Source organism: Mastigocoleus testarum BC008 (assembly GCF_001456025.1).
In the GTDB taxonomy this organism is placed as follows: domain Bacteria; phylum Cyanobacteriota; class Cyanobacteriia; order Cyanobacteriales; family Nostocaceae; genus Mastigocoleus; species Mastigocoleus testarum.
Map to the genome: position 1 here is coordinate 40,742 of NZ_LMTZ01000013.1, position 21,296 is coordinate 62,037.

A 21,296-nucleotide genomic window follows, 5' to 3' on the forward strand; every position below is an offset into this window, starting at 1 on the left:
ACTCCCAACTAATGGCTTATTGATTGGTGACTTGTGACTACGAATTTGCCAGTTTAAGCATTTTGACTGTAAGTGCAAGGCTTTCTTCAAATAGCGCCTCACGACCCCAACGTTGCACTTGCTTGGAAAGCAGGGATTCTGCTTTTTGTTCTGAAAGTGAAGTTACCTGCTGGAATACACCGGTAGATTGGGCACCACCTTGGGTTTCCATACGCATACAACCGCCAGTTTCAGAGCAAATTAATGTACCGCAATTTGCCTTTGGATTAGTAGAATCCAGACGAATAGCAATTAAGTCCCCGACAATATCACCAATATCAGCGACAGGAACCCCTGCTAGCTCAGCTTCTATCGGTCTTTGGTCAGGTGCTAGTAGCTTGACTTTTGTAATGTTATAGTCACCTAATTCTTTTTGATAAGCAACAGGACGCCAGTTTAAGCGACTTGCTAACCAACCTAAAAATAGTAGGGCTTGGGTAGGATTACCTTTTTCGTAATCAATGTTCACTTTATCAATTTCTGTGATAGCACCACGGCGCTGGGGTGGGTCATATGCTTCTGCTGTTAGTTCCTGCCAACCTGAAATGCGTCCCCAGTTAAGATCGGCTAAAGGAATTTCTTTTTCTACTAATTCTTGCAGACTGAGTAAGTCAGAATCTGGTTTATTAAAGTTGCAAGAATCAACAATGACGTTATCGCAAAAATCCCCGAGTCGTTTAAATAATTGGTTATTTGGATCGGGAGTTGCTTTCCACCAGAGAAACTTAGGTAAGCCACCAATCAATAATTCTGGAATCATCCCGCCAACACGTTCTAAAGCTGCTGCTGTACCTGTGATGGTAATATATTCGCAACATACTAAAGTACTTGATGATTGCTTTTGAATGGGACAATAAGCAGAAACTTGTGCCTTAACACCCGTATCTTCTCCAGCTAAAGGAATTAAGCTGATAATCCGACAAGGATTACGCAAAGCAATTTCATCAGCAATTCTGGGACTACTAGCATTAGGAGAATAAGATTCTTGACCAGAAGTGTTCTTATTTCTGTGACTTAATTCTTCACGAAGTCGTTCAAGAGTTGCTGAATTTGCCTTACCAGTACGTTCTAGTCCAAATGCTTTTTGGGCATCTCGTAGGGCGGAAATCATTTGTGGTCCGAAAATTCCGTCAATGGGACCGTTATAAAATCCTAAATTCGCCAACAAATATTGAGTTTCCTCTGGTTCGTAAACCATCAGAGTAAAGGTTGTGGCTCGTGTAGCCGCAGGTAAAGCTCCGTCTTCGCCAGCAATACCGTAACTTTGCCAAATTTGGTTAAGTTCCGTTTCAATTTCTGTTAGCGAAACATCTTTCGGAGCCTGAAGTGAAAAAACTGTAGGAGCTTGAACAGTCATAATAGGTTTGAGTTTGAGTTTGATTTTTAATTTTTGGGTTTTATTTAGAGGAGACAGGAGTCAGGAGTTGGGAGTTAGGATTTAGGAGTAAAAAGTGAGAATTCCGAAGGAATTGTCTGATTCTACTTGTACTTACGTTGCTCTAGGTTTTGTTTGGTTTGTGTCCTTATCCTGTAAGATATACAGAGCGTCCTTACAATGCTCCAAGGCAAAACCCCAGCAAAATTATTCCTCCTGTCTCCTGACTTCTGAATTCTGTTTAAAGTCGCCGCCAGCGACGACCATCTTGGTTAATGAGAAATTCTGCTTCTACTGGTCCCCAAGTACCAGCTTCATACTGGGGAACAATTTTTGGATCTGCAGGTGCATCCCAAGCACTTAAAGCAGGGGTAACAACCTGCCAAGCCGCTTCTACCTCATCTCCCCGAGTGAAAAGTGTTTGATCGCCCATCATGCAATCAAGGAATAAGCGATCGTAGGCATCAGATTTGGCTTCTATACCAAAGGAGCCATAACTAAAGTCCATATCAACAGAACGGGTGCGGAAGTCTCCCCCCGGCATTTTTACATCAAATCTCAAGGAAATACCTTCATTGGGCTGCATTCGCATTGCCAAAATATTGGCACTTCTCTGTTGCGCAGCTGATTGAAACATCCGAGAAGGTACTTCGCGGAAATGGATGGATATCTCGCTGACTTTTTTGGGCATTCTCTTCCCAGTTCGCAGATAAAAAGGAACTCCTTGCCAGCGCCAGTTATTAACAGCAAACTTCATTGCAACAAATGTCGGATTGACAGAATTTGAGTCAACTCCTGGTTCTGTTCTATATCCGGGAACTTGCTCTCCTTTCATCCAACCGGCACTATATTGACCCCGTATTGATGAAGATCCCAAGTTTTGTATGTTCGCCAATTGAGTTGCTTGGAGAACTTTAACTTTTTCTGTACGAATACTGTCAGCATCCATCGAGTTGGGAGCTTCCATTGCTGTTAAACAGAAAAGTTGCATCAGGTGATTTTGCAACATATCCCGCAGTGCCCCGGAAGTTTCATAATAGCCAGCGCGGTCTTCAACACCTACGGTTTCTGCTACAGTAATTTGGACGTGGTCAACAAATTGACGATTCCATAGGGGTTCAAAAATCGCATTAGCAAACCGAAAAACTAGCAAGTTTTGAACGGTTTCTTTACCTAAGTAGTGGTCAATTCGATATACCTGGTCTTCTTGACATACTTTTTGCACTACTCGGTTGAGGCTTTGAGCAGAAGCTAAATCGCGACCAAAGGGTTTTTCAATTACTAGACGATGCTTGTAGGGATCTTTAATCATTCCCGCGGCACCTAATTGCTTAATTGCCTCAGGGAAAAATTTTGGTGCGACGGAGAGGTAAAACATCCTGTTACCTCGAGTACCCCGTTTCTCATCTAATTCACTTAATAGTGTGTTCAGTTTTTGGTAACTTTCAGGGTGATCTATATTACCAGAACAGTAGAATAAACCTTGGGAGAAACTTTCCCACATTTCCTCTAATGGAACGTCACTATGAGCTTCTTCCATACCTTTGCGCATTTGTTCGCGGAAGTACTCGTGGCTCCAATCTCGACGTGCAACACCAACAATTGTGGTTTCTCCTGGAATGCGCCGTTCCCTTCTTAACTTATAAAGCGCTGGCACTAATTTACGCCAAGTCAGGTCTCCGGAAGCACCAAAAATAACGATGATTTGGGGTTCGGCCATTCCTTGCTGTTGTAAACCGACCCGTAAGGGATTTTCTAACAGACTAACCATAGCAATTTCGTTTTGATGAGATTTGTTGTGGTAAGGGAATTGTGGACTGAGATTTTTGCGATAACCCGGTCAGGGATGTGCGAAACGATCAGGGATCGGGGTTACCGCAAGTGCGGCTAGACTGATGCCTTTTTGCGCTAATGATTATGCATATTCACAAAGGGGGCATAAAAATAGACACACAATTTTCTATAAAGTCATATGGGGACTAGGAAGTGGGAATTAGAAGTTGGAAATTTGTATTCCATTTCTCCTTTCTCAAGCAGATATCAAAACTCAGAAGCATCAAAAAATCACAGGGTGTCTATGAGGATATAAATACCAGTAAGCTATTGATTAACTTGCCAACCGTTTCTACTCAAGTTTGCTGGTGGTTCATAACATAGCAGCCATTTTTGCGAAAATCTTAGATGAGGGTAAGACATACTTGATTAAGTAGGGCTTTGCGGCGCTAGCTTACTATTTGTTCGCCTTATTAGATGTAATTCCACAAATGTCTTAATTTTTCAGCAGTTTCTAGAGTAAATCCCACCAGAGTAAGTAGTGTAGTGTTGTTCATCTACTTATTCCATAGAGGAAGTATTTCCTGTTTTGCCATGGATAATTTTTGTGAAATTTTATACAAATTGAGCTTACTGCTGGTAATGAATTTCCATTTTTCTAGCATCAATTACCCAGCACCGGTTCCCAAAGTCAGGCTATAGCAATCCCAATTCAGTGGCCATTTTGGATAAAGGATTCCACTTTGGCAACATCTTGCTTGCTACCAATAATCAGTGGGGTACGTTGGTGTAATTTGGAAGGTACCACATCTAATATATTTTGATGCCCTGTAGTTGCCTTACCTCCCGCTTGCTCGATCAAAAAAGCTAAAGGAGCTGACTCATAAAGCAAACGTAACTTACCTTCCGGCTTTGGTAACGTTCCGGGATATAGAAATACACCACCCTGCAACAAAATTCTATGAATGTCGCTCACCATTGCTCCACTGTACCGTGCTGTATAACCTTCCGTACGATGAACATAGCGAACATATTCCCGAATTGGTTCATTCCACTGCCAAAAATTACCTTCATTGACACTATATACGGGACCATGAACCGGAATCTGAATGTTTTCTTCTGTGAGAATAAATTCCCCTAAGCTTGGATCGAGGGTGAATGAGTGAACCCCTTTCCCCATGGTATACACCAGCATTGTACTTGGACCATAAAGGATATACCCTGCAGCAATTTGCTTGTGTCCAGGTGCCAATAAATCTTTAGCATCACCATCAAGGTCATCACCTTCTTGTTTGCGAATCGCAAAAATCGAGCCCAAACTGAGATTAGTATCGGTATTTGAAGAACCATCAATTGGATCGTACAGCAAACTATAGCGGCCAATGGGACAATTCTCAGGAATATAGTATGGTTTATCCATTTCCTCAGAAGCTAAGCGGCATACTAAACCACTTTGCTTAAATACGGAAATAAACACATCATTAGCATAGACATCCATCTTTTTGACAGATTCTCCCTGCACATTGACTTCACCAGTGAATCCCAAAACACCTTCCATTAACCCAGCATGACTCATACGACGTGCAATTAGTTTTCCTGCTAGGGCTATTCGATTCATCAGGGCGCTCAAGTCTTGCGCCTCTGGGGAAAAATTCTGAAATTGTTGTAAAACATGACGTGACAAAGTTGTACAGTCGCGGTCTAAACTTTTATCTGTACCTTTATCCATTGATGACTCCAAAGATTCTGCTGCTTTAGTCATGCGTTTATCCTCGCTGCGGACTACTAATTAAACTGCAGTTTTTTCACAACACCTTGGTTGCTGACTCTATCTTAGAAAGCTTATTTCAGAACTCAAATATGATTTTAGATAAACTAAAGAAACTCAGCTTTTTTTCGATCGCATCATTGATGAATGGTAATGCAGTATACATCCTATCCAAGAAATATACTGTTTTGCCGATTAAATGGGGGCTCACATCTAGAGTGGGACGCCTCTTTGGCGATCAAATTGAAAAATAAGGAGTTTATGCCGTATAAATTACGTCAAATTATCGCTGCAGTATTTTTCGTGAAGCCTAAAGGAGATGGTGATGTATGAAGTTTTGTTGTTCTCTAATTCTCCTTTCAAAGCAGCCTGTGTAAGTGCCGTAAACATTTTCGGATTTTATTCTGTTATAGAAATAATCACAGAGTATTCTGGACCCATAACTCCAACCAAGTTTGACATTGACTTTACCCAACGGGTATATCATTTACAGATATAAGTTTTAATTCTACTCACCTTACCTCAATAAAGTCTCGGAAATATATTAACTTATCAAAATTAGTGTGGCAGAATTGATTATCTTAATTTTATCCAAAGCTACTACTATTTCATTCTAAAAGTTAAAACAATATCCAATACCTATAATGTAATTATCTAGCAGAAAAAATAAACATTCTACTCTCAAAAAAATACAATAGAAAAGGTGACAAATTAGGGACAGTAGAACATTAAAATAGGTTAAGTTAAATCAAGTATATTTTATTTTTTATTATCAATGAAGCAATTCATTATAAAATTTACAAAGTATAAAAATAAAGACTATAGAAATACAAAGTATAAATAACCATCTTAATAGCAAAAGCCGACCAGTCGTGAGGTTATTAATAGAGCCTCTGCGACTTGTCGGAATTTAGTTTATTTTTTGATAAAAATCTAAATTATTTCTAGTAAAAAGTGACTTTTGAAGTCTTGTACGACTAGAAAAAAAGTTATTTAGATAAGAGCATAATTAATTATTGCGTAACATCTTGAGGTTTTGCCCAACTAGTGCGTCGGTTATCTTCCCTTGGCTTAGCTTTATTGACTCTGATTTGTCGACCCATCCATTCAGCACCATCGAGTTCAGAAATAGCTTCATCCTCTTGTGCTTCTTCTGCTAGATCGACAAAAGCGAAGCCACGCTTACGCCCTGTTTCACGATCTGTGGGTAGTACCGCTCTTGTAACTTCGCCATAATCAGCGAATACAGCTCTTAAATCTGCTTCAGTAGCGCGGTAGGAGAGATTACCAACGTAAATAGTCATGTGGATATACTTGAGTTAAACAAAAAGCAATTTATTTACTAGAGGAAACAGATTTAAATAATAAAAAATAATTCTGTTTTCTCAATAATTATTGAGAGGCAAATAAAATATAAGTTTGCAATTTATATAATTTCTGCTTTACTTACTAGTTTGCCTAGATGTGTGAGAATATTCAGTGTACGCTTATATAATAACTGATTGCCCTATTTTTCTAGGTATGAGAAATTACAAATGCATCTAACTTAAAATTAGCCTCACTTATATATTTTTTAACTCATATTATTATGTATAGTCGTCATGTATAGTAGTTGCTTGACTATTGATTTTATCCAATTAGAAATGTATATATATTTACTGCTTGTAAAATAAATTATATCGAGTTATTTTAGCTTCTATATTCTTATAAATTTGAGATGAAAGTTAGATGTAAATTGTTTATTATTTGTTTGTTGATATTTTTTGATAAATGTAAATAATTCACATCTTACAATAAGGTTTTTTTTGTAATAAATAATCTATTTGTAAAGTACTATTATGCGCTCTAGCTAACATATTATTATGAGAATTTAACCCATTACAGTCTTTGTAGCAAAAAATGCGATTAATTCCCTGAATTCTAGAATAGCAAAGACAGTAGGCTGGGCTGGTATTTATAGCGGATTGTAAGTAAGTGAGGTACAGCCAAAAAGCTAAAAGTTATATGTAAAGCAGCTTTCACTCCTGACTCCTGCTTATAGGTTCTGGTCACACATAGGCCATTAACATATAGTCATAAAGCAAACAAAATCAAATATTATTTGTACGTTAGAATCTAGTTTAATTTACGCGAATAAAAACAATTAGTACTTGTAAGTATCATTTAAAATTACAAAATTTATTACAAAATTTTAATAGTGAGAAGTAATACATTACTAAAATAATAGTCAATATTTGAAGTGAAGGATTAAGTATCTTCGGGAAAATAATAAGCGATACCGATAATAATTCATTAATTATTATTCGATATAACTTACGAACCATAAGACTAAATTTTACTATTCGTTATCTTTAAAAAAAAACCGGACTCTGGAAAGACCGGATTTTTCAAGTATATTTTCAGTTAATTAAAAGCAACAGAAATAACAATCAGTATGTGATTCAAATCTATTGGATAATAGTATTATTTGCTGCTTCTAAGATACAAATTTTATCAAGTTTTATTCGATAGAAATTTGTTGAGGACCTTTAGCTTTACCATTGTGTGACTCGTTCGCAGAATTTATATTGCTGCTGTGTCCAAGTTGTTCTTCAAGCCAACTTTTGACCGGATCCTCAGCAAGGTTAAGTCGAAGAGCACCAGAAACAAAACCACCCATAAATGAAAGAGGATGCTGCGTAAATTCTTTAAAGATAGGTGTTAATTCATCTAGAAACATAGCTGTTTTCCTAATGCTGTTCGTGGGTAGTTGACTAGAATTACTAGGCAGCAAATACTGTGTAGCAAAATTAGTCACTATTCTCCAATTATAGATAATCAGTATTTAGACAGAGAATGTAAGGAAATTCTCAGGGATAGATTTTTCAGATTTGAGCAATTTGTTGATAAGACCAAGTTGTTGATAAAATTCTCAGTAGAATAACATAATTTCAAAATTTTAGGAAAATTTTTATTGTTTAAATTTTGAATAAAGTATCCATTCTCTAGATACTTACTCTCTGAAACAAGGAGAACCTAGTCTCACAAGAAACTAGGTATTCTCCATTTTCTATAGTCTTGGTTCCGCTTCAGGTAACATGCACTTATCCGAGTCACATCCAGCAGGGCCTGCTTCTATTAGTTCGCCAAAGTCATAACGGCTTAAAGCTGTATGGAAATCATCATTTTGGCGTCGTTTCTCCACTGCTTGCATCGACTCTTCGTACTTTTCTTTAGAAATTGGTTCAAATGGTAAGCGAGGAAAAGTTTGGTGATCGTCAAATCGTGCAAGAAGTGCGGCACTAATGTAACCCTGATCGTCTCTGATGGCTTCATATATGCGAGTACCTAAAGATTCAATTTCAGGTTCTCGTAATTCTATAGTGGCAGATGTATTATGAGTTACGTAGAATTCTTGCACCTGCATGTAGAAATCCATCTGAGCTAGGGCGCTAAATTTACTGATATCAATTTCATCTGCACCCGGTAAATCTGCCCAAGGTACGGCGACGGGAATTTCTACCAACCATTCAGTACAGCGCGGATCGAATGGATCGTTTAGCAAATTACCATTTTCATCCTTATCCGACTGAGAAGGTACAACAGAATAACCGTAGTCAATACAAGCTAGGGCTACAGGGTCATTTTTCCGGAAAGTAATCCGGCGGATGAATCGTTGTGCTTTCGGGGGATGCCATCCCGGCGAAGCTCCTGTAAGTAAAGATTTGGTGCCAGAAGGTTGAACGGTGGTACAGCGATTGGGTTGTTTGAGGTTGTGGCGATCGCAGTAATCCCAAACTACGCGATGTACAATTTCTTTCCACATGCTGAGGTATTCTTGCTCTCGGCGCTTAAATGCCAATCCTTCAGGGGTTTGGGGTCTTCCTGCTTCCCACCAGCGTAACCAATCTACTCCAAAAGCTCGGACAAAGAAATCAAATAAGCCGGTGAAGGAAACACCAACAATCGGATCTAATTCCCGACTGTATTGGTAACGCGGTTCGATAAATTTGTGATTTAATAATCCGGCTACAGATAATGCACCTGCAGTAAAGGCTTCTTCTTGTTCTTTGTAATTTTCAGGATCGATTTGATTCAAGTGTATTTCGCTAAGGTTACAGTGAAAATTAGAACCTATAATTTCCAATTCTTGTTATCCTAGGGGCTTTTTATCCCCTAGTTCTACTGCTTCCTGATTTGCAGTAGTTCCGCGTACATTTTGTACATATGACCTTAAATAGTAAAGAAAATCTTTCCTGCTACAAGGTTTACCAACAACAATTTTGCTAATAGTTCTGATATCCAAAATTTTGTATTCTTTTGCGATTGAATCCCATAAAGGCTGAAACAACTGTTTTAATTTATTCAGCTTTACTGAAAAAATTTTCTCAGAATTTTCTAAAGCGAAACTGTGAGCTAAAGCTTGAATACCTGGATCTGTCAGTGTAGTTTTACCATGTTGTGCTTCAACAGAACAATGTTTTGAGCAAAATTTTCGTTGAGACACTTTATGTGGTAGAACTTCAAAGTTTTTGTGGCACATCTCACAACTAAGAATGATTCTAGGAACTAATGGTCCTGTCTTCCTACCTTGACGGGAGAGATGATAAGCTTTGCGCTTGGGACTATTGAGAAACTTTTCTTTAAATACAGGATTGGCAAATCTGGCTTTTGCTTTGGCACGAATTTTAGCCTTGGTACTTTCAGATTGAGTCACACCAAACATTGGGTTTCTTTTTCCAAAGCTATCCATACCTCTAACTTTAGTGCGAGATTTCCATTCCTGCTTTAGGTGTTCAAATACAAAAGGAGTTGGTTTAATGAGCTTTCTTAGGTCTTTCTCTTGTAAGATTGTAACTTTGACATTGTAATCAGACTCGAACTGCTGAATTTTTGGCAGGTCATTTTCAAAATTAAAAATACCTTTTATTTCGACAAATTCCTCATTTTCCAATAATAGGAAATCAGGTTTGTACCGAACTCCATTAGAGAGTACATAAGTCTTATGTTCGTATGTCCAGTCAATGTTCATGTAATCCAAGTATCTAGCGTAAATATATTCGAGACTAGACCTTAAACAATGCTCACGATAAAAACCAGAGTAGCCATAGAAAGTACTTGTCATACATACCCCCACACTCTTGGAGAAGTATATTCTAGAATACGATTTTCATTGTAATCTAGTTTCATTCTCTACGCTGTACGGTGTCAAAAGCTTTTTAGTTATTTTGATTACCTCGGTGTTGGCATCTCAGCTTTCACCGATTTTGTGGGGTTTTTTACGTGAGGCAAAATTATCGATTACCACACGGATTTAAGCCCATACGAGCTGTTCTATGTTCTATTTCTTGAGCACCTAAATCTGGATATTTTTGTTTTAGCCACTGCTTTGCTTCTCCTTGCTGGTAAGCAACCAAGAAATTATTTTTTAGCTCTGGTGTAGTTAGTAAATCGCGGTTAGCTCTTGCGACAGCTTCACCAGCCCATTGAATCGCACCTTCTCCGCTGTAATATTGTTTGCGAACTGCTGCTATACATTCTTCTAAGCTAGGTTTTTGATGAAATACTCTGGTATGATTTGCCATCCTGAGGGCATCTCTGTCAGGATCGATCCGCCAATTACCATCCTCACCTTGCTGCCATAAGTTAGTTTTTGCATCTGCAAAAGAGTTGTCATAGCTAGCACCTTGACGGATACCTGCTGAGCGTCTAATGTTTCCTGCGACGATAGTTACAGCCGCTTCATCAATTAACAAACAACACTCAACTGAAGTTAATCGTCTTCCTACAGCTTTGTTGAGAATTGACGCACAGCGCTGATAAAGACCGGGTAATTTCACCGGATTTGCAACACCACCAAAACCTTGAAGGGGTTCACCAGCATTGCGGACATCACTAATATCAACGATTACTTCTACAACACCCTCAAATCTTTCATCAGAGGAAAGTTCTAAAAGACTTTGATAGGAATCCACCCAACCTTCACGGCTATCACCCACATGGATGATGACGCGATTTTCCTCAAATTTAACTTCTGTGGACTCCCGGCGTTGTTCAACTGGTGTTTTACCAATTTCTCCTTGCACTGCAAGGTTGATACGATTGCGAATAGAAGGTAAATGACTGATATACCTTGGTTCTATAACTGCTCCGGTTCCGCAGCCCATCATGGCTAAGCCCATCATTAACCCAAAAGCACTCCAGTCAGTCAGGTTAGTGGAAGTACAATTATATGCCCCAGAAAAATTTTTGGATTTGGCTAACCAATCAGTACCACCAACCCACAACCAACGTCCGCTGGGTAAGGCTTTCAAGTTACGCTGCATTTTATCCAAGATTGCAGATTCTTCAGAACTGAGTTGAGCCAAATCGACTAATCCCTTCAGGGTACGGGAACACACATCATCCCATGTTTCCCTCACTCCTGCCGTCAAGCGACGACTATAAGTTCTAAAAAATACAGGATTAGCAGCTGGGGCAGTTTCCGGAAATTTTGCACTCTGGTATTTTCTTTCAAGCTCTCGAACCATTTTGGGAAACCTTGTTGTTCTCTGACAGATTAAGACTATACGCTAAGTGGTGGTAGCTAAGAAAGAATTGCAAAATAATCAGATCTGCGGTAGACCCATAACAAAGCTCTAGAAATAAACCTAAAACTCATAAAACATGGGAATATGAAGAATTGAGGAAATTATGAAAAAGTTTTATTATCATCATCTCCATTATCTATTTCCCATCCTTTAGTTCAAGTAAAAATGTCTCTTGCCCCTTGGCGTTCTTACCTTGCTCGCGCTCTGCAAAAAAATCGTTCCCAACCCCATAGTCGCTATTTTCAACTAGCAACAGTTCAAGGTGATGGATATCCCGCTAATCGCACCGTTGTGTTTCGTGGCTTTGTTGAAGATGGTAATCAATTGAAAATAATTACTGATGTGCGTAGTGAAAAAATTATCCAAATTCACCATCAAGCCAGAGGGGAAATTTGTTGGTACTTTACGGTGACCAGGGAACAGTTTCGTTTAGCTGGAGAATTAACTCTAGTCGATTACAACCACCCCGATCCCCAATTACAAGCCGCTCGATATTCTACCTGGGAGCAAATTTCTGATAACGCCAGATCGCAATTTACTTGGGCAAATCCAGGAGAACCAAAAAGCATGAATACAAAATATTTTCCAATATCTGATATAGATAGAAATAAACCTTCAGATAATTTTTGTTTATTATTACTAGATCCTGTAAGGGTAGACCATTTGCAATTACGGGGCGATCCCCAAAATCGTTGTTTATATATTCTTGATAATTCTGGAATTTGGAATACTACTGAAGTTAATCCGTGATTAGTAAGTAACAAGTAATGTTAGCGTAGCGGGGCGCGTAGAAGCGCGTAAGCGTACCGTAGGTATTGCACACAGTAATAAGTAATAAGTAATAAGCAAAAGTTTATCAGAATAAATCCTGCTTTTAGTATTATTGCTTATTAAATTACTGGTTCATTACCTAATTACTTACGCAATCAAATAACTACAGTATGCTGGAGGCTTAGACCATAGCAAAATCGTAAGATTAATAATACCGTGAAGTTTAAGGCCGACACCATCACAGTCTACCTTACTTCATCCAGTATTTTTGTATAGTTTCTTGCGTCATTCTCCGCGATCTAAGCGCTTTTACTAAGCCTCATTACTTATTGCTGTGCGCTAACATTACTCATTACTTATTACTTATTACTTATCACTCATTACCGAGATACTTGCCAATGACTTACTGATAGATCGGTATCAGGCTGAAATTCTACTTGGAATTGAGCAACAGCTGCTGGGTCCAAGTTGGATGTTTGGGCAATTTTAGTAGATTTGTACAAATGCGGTAGGGGAGTATCTCGAAAGTTTTCTAATGCTGCCTCATTTAAAGGTTCATAATCAGTAATAGATCCTTCTCCATTCACTGCGACGCGATATTTCAAAACTTCTTCGAATTTCTGCTTTTCGCTCAACTTCTCACGAATATTTGTCTCCAGATTTTTTTTTAAACTATCAACCTTAACTGGATCTTTAATCTGAGTCCCAATAATTTCTCTTCCGTAACCATGCCAAGGAGAAACTTGCAAAATCCCTTCCGGAGTAAAAACTATCCTAAATTGAGCAATTGGTTCGCTGCCTGCTGGATTACGCTTATTTGGATTGTAAAGTAATTCGGGAAGTGGGGTACGCTCTAGATGAGTATTAGCTCCCTGATTTATGGACTTGTAACCCAAAATAGCCGCATCAGTACCTACACCTACTCGGTAAATTAAATTCTCTGTAATCTGAGAACGATTATTCCAAGCATTGTTGAGTTGATTGTGAACTCTACGAGTTAAAATCTTTAACACCGAGCTATCAGTAATTTCAGGTACTTGACTCAAAAGAGCTTCTAAATCTTGTACTTGGGAAGATAAATTTTTTGCCGATTTTGTAGATGAACTATTTGATTCCGATACATTTGAATCAAGATTTTTTTCTTCACCCGTTTGTGAAGACTTAACTGCAGAACTAACCTCTTTTTCCGTTTCGGGTTTTGGTGTTTGTATTTTCGGTGCAGGAATCAAAGCAAATATTGCAGCAGCAGCAACTAAACCAGAGACTCCAAGAGTTGCAGGTACAGCTTGCTGTACTACAGTTTTCTTCGAATTGTTATAACGTTTACCAACGGGCTCAAGTTGCAGTGTAAATTCTGGTAAAGTTTGGGTGTCAGCAAAAAACTGGTCGATTGCTTCCACTAAGTCAAAAAGCTGTACTGTATTTAAGTTAACTTCAATCGGTGGTTTAATATTGCTTTTGTCATAATCCAAAGTTGGTTGAGGCAACTCCGAATTGACAACCATTTTATGCTTGTTAGTATCTATTTTTTCAATTTGTACTAACTCCACCTCGATATTGTGAGCTTGTGGATTTGGTACATTACTTAAACATTCCTGAGCATAGGAACTGGCGACCCTAGCCAAACTTTCAAAAAATTCTCGTCCTCCCAAAAGTGGTTGATGTCCAGATATTTGACACTCCGCATTTACCAAAATAGATAATACGGGACGCAATTCTTGGACATGAGAAGCTTTTGAAGAATCACTCAAACCTTCTAGGAGTAGGGTGCAATTAGGCAAACTGTATTTACGTTGAATATTCATTACACTTCACCGTCAAAAAGACTAATCCAGAACCTTTGCATTCCTGATGTACCAGCACAAAATAGTAATTGTCCTAACAAATTCATCGCTAGTTCATCTACTTTTTCATCGGAAGTTAATAATGGAAAACCAGCACGCCTGGGATTCATCCGACTTTTAAAGTGTGCTCTGAATCTTTCCAAATAATTTGAAAGACGCAAATTTTGCTCGAGTGGTATTTGTTTTTCACTCAATTGCTGATATATCATTAATAATTGACGAATCACAACAGTCAATCTTCGAGCTAAATAACAAGCAATTACAACTAATGCTTTTGCTTCAGTTGTACTTAGAGGACGGCGAATGTGTGCTCTACGCATCGGATTAGTGTTACGCAACCGCCAAAGGTTTACTCTATCTTTAATAATTATTTTTAAGTCTAACTCTTGTGCGAATGCCAAAATAGCTTCGGAACCTCCCAGCTCCAAAGCTTCGATTGCCAATAAAATTAAGTCGATTTGTACTCTGGTGTTACGGGGACATACCTGCCCTTCAATTACAGGATCTGGCAGATTTTCCAAAATCATTGGCGTTGATTCGGGTGCTGAATTGTCAAATGGCGTTAAACTCGCGGAAACACTCATCCTCTAAATACCTTATACGGGTGAAAATAATTTAATGACAACTAATTAAAATAGGTAGCTAAACTAGGTTAATTGAATTTAATGCGATTTTATGACTGCATGATATATACATTACTTACCTTTTCAAATTAAAGTTTTCCGTATACTTACATTTAATTTTTGTTCTTACTATCATCAACCAAGATCAACTAGTACAACTACATCCCTACCTTGGTGTAGATTATAACAATCGTCAATAACCACCAAAATCAAATCTAATTTCAAGGGTATGATTCCAAGGGTATGACATTATAGTGTACGATTTTCCAAGCATTTACTTGATAAGAGCAAGCTTCTCGAGGTAGGGAAGGGTCGCAAACAACAATAGTATTAAAAATTCAACTTTTGTTGACAAAGATTTATGGACTTGAAGCCTCTAATTCGTGATATTCCTGATTTTCCTAAGCCAGGAATTTTGTTTCGAGACATCACCACGCTATTGCGAGATCCAGAAGGACTACGCCATACGATAGATTTATTAACCCAAAAGTTTACAGAAGCCAATTTACAACCCGATTATGTGATCGGCATGGAGTCTAGAGGCTTCTTATTTGGTACACCACTAGCTTACAAGCTCGGTGCAGGTTTTATTCCTGTCCGAAAAAAAGGTAAGTTACCGGCTTCTGTTCATGCAGTGGAATACGAACTAGAGTATGGTACAGACTGCTTAGAAGTTCATCAGGATGCTTTACAACCAGGAAATAAGATTGCTATTGTAGACGACCTGATTGCCACAGGCGGGACTGCAAGTGCCACTGCTAAGTTAGTTGAAAAAGTTGGCTGTGAGTTACTGGGATTTGGCTTTATTATCGAACTGCGCGAGCTACAGGGACGGGACAGATTACCTGATGTCCCAATTGTTACTCTTGTTGAGTATTAATCTGGGACAATTTATATTAAGTTAAGTTAATACTTACACTTTCGTTTAAGTAGCGATCAAGTAAGTATTTATCGATTTTTGATTTTTTTGCTTTCCTTAAACCTCCTATTTAATGGAGGTCTTATGGAATTTATATAAGTTTGCATTACGAGACAGTTTTATACTTAAAACCATGAAACTAATGATACCTCATTGCTTTTTTTGACGCAGTATGGAAATTGGCAAAATTCTGCAAATAAGGAGTTAGAATCCAGAAGACAGAATCCAAAATAATTAGAAAGGATTTTATACTCACATTTTTAACTAGAACATACCTAAAAAAGTTTTTTAAATACAAATCCTGAAAAGGTTCAGATAAATTTTAATTTTTATTCTTACCTGAATTTTACTCCTAGCTTCTATTCACTTGTCAGAGTGCGGTCGTCTGTCCTGACTTCTGACTCCTGAGTCCTGACTCCTGACTTCTGGCTCAAAAGGCGCATCAACTGATAACTAGCATCCGTGTTATGAATACAACATCAAGAAGTTACTGGGAAACAAGTTTAGATTGGTTACAAAGACTGGTTACAAGTGATAACTTCCTTTTTGTCCTTAAAAGGATTTTGCAAGCACTGCTAACTGTCTTACTTGCTTCTGCATTGTCATTTTTTATTATTAAACTATCTCCGGGAGATTACATCGATACACTACGGCAAAATCCGAAAATTTCTCCAGAAAGAATTGAAGAACTGAGACGACAATTTGGTTTGGATAAATCAAATATAGAGCAATATCTCTTATGGCTGAGAAATATTGTGACGCGGGGTGATTTCGGTACTAGTTTTGTTTATCAGCGCTCTGTTGCTTCATTGATTTGGGAAAGAATACCAGCAACTTTGCTCTTAGCAATTTCTTCTTTGATTGCAACTTGGGCGATCGCCATTCCTTTAGGTATCATTGCTGCGGTCAATCAAAATCGTTTTGCTGACAGGGTTTTGCAAGTTATTAGCTATATAGGACAAGGTTTTCCCAGTTTTATCACAGCTTTGTTATTACTCATATTTGCTCAAATAACTAGCCCAGTATTTCCAGTGGGTGGAATGACGAGTATTAACCACGACGAACTTTCATTTTTTGGTAAAGCACTAGATATTACTTGGCATATGATTTTGCCAACCGTTGCTTTAAGTATTACTAGTTTTGCCGGTTTGCAGCGGATTGCTCGCGGTCAGCTATTGGATGTCTTGCGCCAAGATTATATTAGAACTGCCCGTGCTAAGGGGTTACCAGAAAATGTAGTGATTTATGTCCATGCTTTACGTAATGCTATTAACCCCCTAATCACCTTGCTGGGTTTTGAATTATCTAATTTATTGGCGGGTGCTTTTATTACGGAATTTTTCTTTAACTGGCCGGGTTTAGGTAGACTTACTTTGCAAGCTGTGAATGCTAAAGATTTATATCTTGTAATGGCTAGTTTGGTGATGAGCGCGATTTTACTGATTATTGGTAATTTAGTTGCGGATTTGTTACTGAAATTTGCCGATCCCCGCATTCGTTTAGAGAATTTGAATTAGAAGGGAACGGGGAATAGGGAACAGGGAACAGCCAAGAAAATCTATTTGCTATTTCCTGTTTGCTTCTTGTACTTAACTATTCTTTTTTTTACGCCACATCGCCCGCACCAAATTAATTTCATCAAAGCTATAATCATCGCCCAAATATTCTTTAACTGGTGTTAGGGCTACATTTCCTAAAGTTTCTAATACCTGTTGAATTTTTTCCTGTTTTTCTACTGGAACTAATAAATTTATATCTACTGGTTGATGTTTTTCTATTAAGTCGGAAAGGTGACCGATAACTGTTCTTGCTTTTAGATTGCGTTGTTGAGCAATTTCTTTAATACTTAATCCTTGTTTATGTAATTCTAAAGTTTGTAATTCAGTGTATGTTGCTGTGGCTTGCAAGGAAATAGAATCATTTTCCGGTAAATTATTTTCTTGGCAATAAGCACGAATTTCTGCCAGAAATTTATCGCCATACTGTGCTAATTTATGGGTACCAACTCCAGAAAGTTTGCTAAATTCTTGCTTATTTCTCGGTTTAACTTGCGCCATTAATCTCAAGGTAGAGTCGCCAAAAATGGCATAAGGTGGGACACCAATTACATCTGCTAGTTGTTTGCGCAATTCTCGTAATCTTTGCCATAACATCTCAGCTTCTATAGCTTTAGGACTCTCTGTTTTCCAAGTTGCTATTTGCTGTGGACTTACAGCGATGGAAACTGGACGCTGTCGCCGCATAACTTCCCAACTATGGGCATTCAGTTTTAAAACGCCGTAACCGTCCGCACTTTGGGTGAGTAAACCTTGATGTAGTAAAGAACGCCCCAACATGCGCCACTCATCAACAGTTTTATCTTTACCTATTCCATAAGTAGAAAGCTTTTCATGTCCTCTTTGGATAATTTTTTGGTTCTTCGACCCCCGCAAAACATCAATGATGTAAGCCATGCCAAATCTTTCTTTGCAGCGCGCCACACAGGATAAAAACTTCATGGCTTCAATTGTCCAATCTTCAACTGGTTTGGGATGGCGACAATTGTCACAATTACCACAATTTCCGGCAAACTGTTCGCCGAAATAACCGAGTAAAATTGTCCGGCGACAGTCAGTACCTTCGGCATAGTCAATCATTTGTCGCAGTTGATGTTTAGCAATTAATTGTTCTTGGGGATCGGTTTTTTGATTGATGCTCCATTCAATAGTTTTCAGATCGCCGTAGCCGTAAAAAACGGTACAGCGGCATGGCTCTCCATCTCTACCAGCCCTTCCCGATTCTTGGTAATAACTTTCAATATTCCGGGAAATATCATAGTGAACTACAAATCGCACATCTGGCTTATTAATTCCCATGCCAAAAGCAATTGTTGCGATCATTACCCGAGCATCATCGCGAATAAATTTGGTTTGGTTTTCGCTACGTTCTGTATCACTTAAACCAGCGTGGTAGGGAAGGGCAGAAATTTTGTCATGCTGTAGTTTAAATGCCAGTTCTTCTACCTTTTTGCGGGTTAAACAATAAACTATTCCCGAACCTTCAGTTTTTCGAATAATTTCTAATAGCTCAGTGTAAACATATTTCTTTTTGGGGCGAATTTCGTAGTAAATATTTTGGCGGTTAAAACTGGCTATATGAACGTTTGGTTGTTTGAGTTGGAGCTGAGTAATAATATCGCTTCGGACGCGATCAGTAGCTGTGGCAGTAAGTGCTAATGTGGGAACTCCGGGATAACGTTGTCTTAAGGTACTTAACTGGCGATATTCAGGACGAAAGTCGTGTCCCCACTCAGAAACGCAATGGGCTTCATCAATGGCAAATGTGGAAATTCCTATTTGATGATTTACTAAATCCAGAAAAGGAAGAAATCTTTCGCTGAGCAATCTTTCTGGAGAGACATAAAGTAATTTTACTTTGCCACCGAGGATATATTGTTCCCGCGATCGCACTTTATAGGAATTAAGACTACTGTTGAGAAATGTTGCCGAAATTCCATTTTTCCGTAGTGTTTCCACCTGATCTTGCATTAAAGCTATTAAAGGTGATACCACCACCGTTAAACCTTTTTTGAGTAGTGCTGGTAACTGAAAGCACAAAGACTTACCCCCACCTGTAGGCATCACAATTAGTAGATCTCGGTTTTGTAGCGCCTGAGTAATAATGTCACGCTGTCCGAGACGAAAACTATCGTAACCAAAGTGATGTTTTAGTGCTTGTTCGAGATGAGGATACATGTTATCAGCTACCAGTTATCAGTTGCCAGTGACCAGTTAATGCGCTGTCGCGCACGCTATAGCTATAGCTGCGCTACCTGCGGATCCGCTACCTACGGATCCGCTAACAGTTTATGGCTAACGCCACGCCCTTACGGGCTACAGTGACCAGTTATCAGTTACCAATTATTGTTGGTTAAATTGTTTTGTCTTTATATTTTTTATGAGGTAAAAATGATTTGTGTCCAATTAAACTCAAAAATCTTGCTGTCTGAGCATTTTATCCAAAAATATTAACACTTCTTCCCATAGAGATACACCTGATAGAGATACACCTGAGAGTATGGGTGTGATACGCTGATTTTGCTCAGTGCGTTCAGAACTTTTTCCCAGTACTATGCAGAACTTACCAGAACGACTTAACGCATACCACTACAATTGATGTTATTTAGCAAACAAGAGAAAATAATTCACTTTCCCTTTCCCCCTTTCTTATCCCTGCTCTATTTAAATAATTTAATATGCGAACAATTGCGGAAATAAATGACAAAATCAACCGCAAAAAAGCGGTAGTCCTCACCGCACAAGAATTAAAAGCAAAAGTTGCAGAAGAAGGTGTTACATCTGTAGCCAAAGAAGTCGATGTAGTAACCACTGGAACTTTTGAACCAATGGAATCTAGTGGAGCTGTGATTAATTTGGGTCATACCGATCCACCAATTAAAATTCGTCGCTGCTGGTTAGATGGAGTACCAGCATATTCTGGCTTTGGGGCAGTAGATTTATATTTGGGTGCTAGTTGTCCCGTAGAACAAAAAGAAGGGGAAGAACTCAAAGAACGTGGTGGCGGTCATGTTATAGAAGATTTGATCGCAGGTAAGCTCGTACAAGTACGCGCTCAAGGACAAGTAACAGACTGTTATCCACGGGGAACTTTTGAGGCTGCAATTACCCGCGAAACAATCAATCAGTTTTATTTATTTAATCCCCGGAATATTTATCAAAATTTTATAGTTGGAGTCAATGGTGGAGAACGCATGCTGCATACCTACCTCGGGCCTTTACATCCGCGTTTGGGTAATGCAGTCTATTCTAATGCTGGTGCCATCTCTCCTCTACTCAATGACCCAGATTTACAGCTTGTTGGTATCGGTACACGAATTTTTCTTGGTGGTGGTGTAGGTTATGTCACCTGGGAAGGTACTCAACACTTTCCATTACAAAAACGTTTACCCAATCGAACGCCTGTAGGACCAGCAGCGACCTTAGCTTTAATCGGTGATGCGAAACAAATGGATTCGCGCTGGGTTAGGGGCTGTTACTTCAAAAATTATGGTCCTTCTTTGATGTTGGGTGTGGGAGTGCCCCTACCAATACTAAACGAAGAAGTGGTTGTTAGATGTGCTGTCGAAGACAAAGACTTAGTCGCACCAATTGTTGATTTTTCCATCCCTCGCAGGGTACGTCCCACCTTTGGCTTGGTAAGTTACGCTCAACTTAAATCAGGACGGATCGTTATTGAAGGTAGAACGGTGCGCGTAGCTCCTTTAGTAAGCTTATATCTATCAATTCAAGTTGCCCAAGAGTTAAAACAATGGATCGAGGCTGGTAACTTCAATCTTACAGAACCGGTTTGTCAAATTCCTACAGAGCGAACTTTTTTGCCCCAAAATCGTTGGACAGAATTTTGAATTAGAACCAATAACTTGTTAGCTATCGTGGGCGTATAGCACTATTTTGGTACAGTCTGCCCCCAGAAAAAAGGTAATTTGGAATTAATAAAGCAATTCAGTAATTAATTTAGATTGGTAATTAATTTAGAAGCAAATTCTCCACTTTTAGTAGTTTTAAGCACCTACGGTGTGGCTGCGACGGAACGCCCTGAGAGTGGGCGTGCCGTAT

13 protein-coding genes and 2 pseudogenes are annotated in these 21,296 nt (G+C 38.8%); 4 read left to right on the forward strand and 11 right to left on the reverse strand.

Going from position 1 to position 21,296, the window contains the following annotated elements:
- Positions 1 to 37: 37 nt before the first annotated feature.
- From opcA to nrdJ (BC008_RS03520), 8 genes and pseudogenes are all read right to left on the reverse strand, one after another.
- Entirely contained in the window at positions 38 to 1,396 is a 1,359-nt protein-coding gene (opcA, locus tag BC008_RS03480; protein WP_027842508.1) for a glucose-6-phosphate dehydrogenase assembly protein OpcA, read from the reverse strand.
- A 259-nt stretch (positions 1,397 to 1,655) separates the two neighbouring features.
- The gene (gene zwf, locus BC008_RS03485; RefSeq protein ID WP_027842509.1) at positions 1,656 to 3,185 is read right to left on the reverse strand and encodes a glucose-6-phosphate dehydrogenase; all 1,530 of its coding nucleotides are present in this window, start codon (positions 3,183 to 3,185) and stop codon (positions 1,656 to 1,658) included.
- A 714-nt stretch (positions 3,186 to 3,899) separates the two neighbouring features.
- On the reverse strand, positions 3,900 to 4,949 hold the full coding sequence (gene fbp / locus BC008_RS03490) for a class 1 fructose-bisphosphatase (protein WP_027842510.1): 1,050 nt from the start codon (positions 4,947 to 4,949) through the stop codon (positions 3,900 to 3,902).
- 1,019 nt (positions 4,950 to 5,968) lie between these two features.
- Positions 5,969 to 6,259, reverse strand: a complete 291-nt coding sequence (locus BC008_RS03500) for an RNA recognition motif domain-containing protein (protein ID WP_027842511.1) — start codon at positions 6,257 to 6,259, stop codon at positions 5,969 to 5,971.
- 1,196 nt (positions 6,260 to 7,455) lie between these two features.
- A complete protein-coding gene (locus tag BC008_RS03505) occupies positions 7,456 to 7,674 on the reverse strand; it encodes a hypothetical protein (protein ID WP_027842512.1) in 219 nt (72 codons plus the stop codon).
- A gap of 330 nt (positions 7,675 to 8,004) precedes the next feature.
- A pseudogene (nrdJ, locus tag BC008_RS03510) lies at positions 8,005 to 9,078 on the reverse strand (ribonucleoside-triphosphate reductase, adenosylcobalamin-dependent); the annotation flags it as partial.
- Positions 9,079 to 9,087: 9 nt separating this feature from the next.
- Positions 9,088 to 10,059 carry an NUMOD3 domain-containing DNA-binding protein gene (locus BC008_RS03515; protein ID WP_027842513.1) on the reverse strand — a complete coding sequence of 324 codons (972 nt, stop codon included), beginning with the start codon at positions 10,057 to 10,059 and terminating at the stop codon, positions 9,088 to 9,090.
- A 178-nt stretch (positions 10,060 to 10,237) separates the two neighbouring features.
- Positions 10,238 to 11,464 (reverse strand): annotated as a pseudogene (gene nrdJ / locus BC008_RS03520) (ribonucleoside-triphosphate reductase, adenosylcobalamin-dependent); the annotation flags it as partial.
- Positions 11,465 to 11,689: 225 nt separating this feature from the next.
- Between nrdJ (BC008_RS03520) and BC008_RS03525 the strand changes: the two are divergent.
- Positions 11,690 to 12,274 (forward strand): Npun_F5749 family FMN-dependent PPOX-type flavoprotein, encoded by a 585-nt coding sequence (locus tag BC008_RS03525; protein WP_027842514.1) that lies wholly within the window; start codon positions 11,690 to 11,692, stop codon positions 12,272 to 12,274.
- Between the two features lie 401 nt (positions 12,275 to 12,675).
- Here the strand turns inward: BC008_RS03525 and BC008_RS03530 are convergent, their stop codons facing one another.
- Both BC008_RS03530 and BC008_RS03535 read right to left on the reverse strand, forming a co-directional pair.
- The gene (locus BC008_RS03530) at positions 12,676 to 14,100 is read right to left on the reverse strand and encodes a DUF4335 domain-containing protein (RefSeq protein ID WP_027842515.1); all 1,425 of its coding nucleotides are present in this window, start codon (positions 14,098 to 14,100) and stop codon (positions 12,676 to 12,678) included.
- On the reverse strand, positions 14,100 to 14,723 hold the full coding sequence (locus BC008_RS03535) for a DUF3038 domain-containing protein (protein WP_027842516.1): 624 nt from the start codon (positions 14,721 to 14,723) through the stop codon (positions 14,100 to 14,102). Before BC008_RS03535 ends, BC008_RS03530 begins: the two co-directional genes overlap by 1 nt.
- A gap of 400 nt (positions 14,724 to 15,123) precedes the next feature.
- Between BC008_RS03535 and BC008_RS03540 the strand changes: the two genes are divergently transcribed.
- Both BC008_RS03540 and BC008_RS03545 read left to right on the forward strand, forming a co-directional pair.
- On the forward strand, positions 15,124 to 15,642 hold the full coding sequence (locus BC008_RS03540; protein ID WP_027842517.1) for an adenine phosphoribosyltransferase: 519 nt from the start codon (positions 15,124 to 15,126) through the stop codon (positions 15,640 to 15,642).
- A gap of 506 nt (positions 15,643 to 16,148) precedes the next feature.
- Positions 16,149 to 17,198: an ABC transporter permease gene (locus tag BC008_RS03545; RefSeq protein ID WP_027842518.1), complete on the forward strand. Its 1,050-nt coding sequence runs from the start codon at positions 16,149 to 16,151 to the stop codon at positions 17,196 to 17,198.
- A gap of 72 nt (positions 17,199 to 17,270) precedes the next feature.
- On the opposite strand, the gene recQ is transcribed toward BC008_RS03545, so the two are convergent.
- Positions 17,271 to 19,415, reverse strand: coding sequence for a DNA helicase RecQ (recQ, locus tag BC008_RS03550; protein ID WP_036265083.1), 2,145 nt, complete (start codon positions 19,413 to 19,415; stop codon positions 17,271 to 17,273).
- Between the two features lie 500 nt (positions 19,416 to 19,915).
- On the opposite strand from recQ, the gene BC008_RS03555 reads away from it, so the two are divergent.
- The gene (locus BC008_RS03555) at positions 19,916 to 21,085 is read left to right on the forward strand and encodes a homocysteine biosynthesis protein (protein WP_027846357.1); all 1,170 of its coding nucleotides are present in this window, start codon (positions 19,916 to 19,918) and stop codon (positions 21,083 to 21,085) included.
- Positions 21,086 to 21,296: the final 211 nt, after the last annotated feature.

What these genes read in the sequence shown, in the direction of transcription:
- fbp (WP_027842510.1), bottom strand. Translation starts at nt 4,949, where the DNA reads ATGACTAAAGCAGCAGAATCTTTGGAGTCATCAATGGATAAAGGTACA.
- BC008_RS03505 (WP_027842512.1), bottom strand. Translation starts at nt 7,674, where the DNA reads ATGTTTCTAGATGAATTAACACCTATCTTTAAAGAATTTACGCAGCAT.
- zwf (WP_027842509.1), bottom strand. Translation starts at nt 3,185, where the DNA reads ATGGTTAGTCTGTTAGAAAATCCCTTACGGGTCGGTTTACAACAGCAA.
- BC008_RS03540 (WP_027842517.1), top strand. Translation starts at nt 15,124, where the DNA reads ATGGACTTGAAGCCTCTAATTCGTGATATTCCTGATTTTCCTAAGCCA.
- BC008_RS03530 (WP_027842515.1), bottom strand. Translation starts at nt 14,100, where the DNA reads ATGAATATTCAACGTAAATACAGTTTGCCTAATTGCACCCTACTCCTA.
- BC008_RS03535 (WP_027842516.1), bottom strand. Translation starts at nt 14,723, where the DNA reads ATGAGTGTTTCCGCGAGTTTAACGCCATTTGACAATTCAGCACCCGAA.
- BC008_RS03500 (WP_027842511.1), bottom strand. Translation starts at nt 6,259, where the DNA reads ATGACTATTTACGTTGGTAATCTCTCCTACCGCGCTACTGAAGCAGAT.
- opcA (WP_027842508.1), bottom strand. Translation starts at nt 1,396, where the DNA reads ATGACTGTTCAAGCTCCTACAGTTTTTTCACTTCAGGCTCCGAAAGAT.
- BC008_RS03525 (WP_027842514.1), top strand. Translation starts at nt 11,690, where the DNA reads ATGTCTCTTGCCCCTTGGCGTTCTTACCTTGCTCGCGCTCTGCAAAAA.
- BC008_RS03515 (WP_027842513.1), bottom strand. Translation starts at nt 10,059, where the DNA reads ATGACAAGTACTTTCTATGGCTACTCTGGTTTTTATCGTGAGCATTGT.
- recQ (WP_036265083.1), bottom strand. Translation starts at nt 19,415, where the DNA reads ATGTATCCTCATCTCGAACAAGCACTAAAACATCACTTTGGTTACGAT.
- BC008_RS03555 (WP_027846357.1), top strand. Translation starts at nt 19,916, where the DNA reads ATGCGAACAATTGCGGAAATAAATGACAAAATCAACCGCAAAAAAGCG.
- BC008_RS03545 (WP_027842518.1), top strand. Translation starts at nt 16,149, where the DNA reads ATGAATACAACATCAAGAAGTTACTGGGAAACAAGTTTAGATTGGTTA.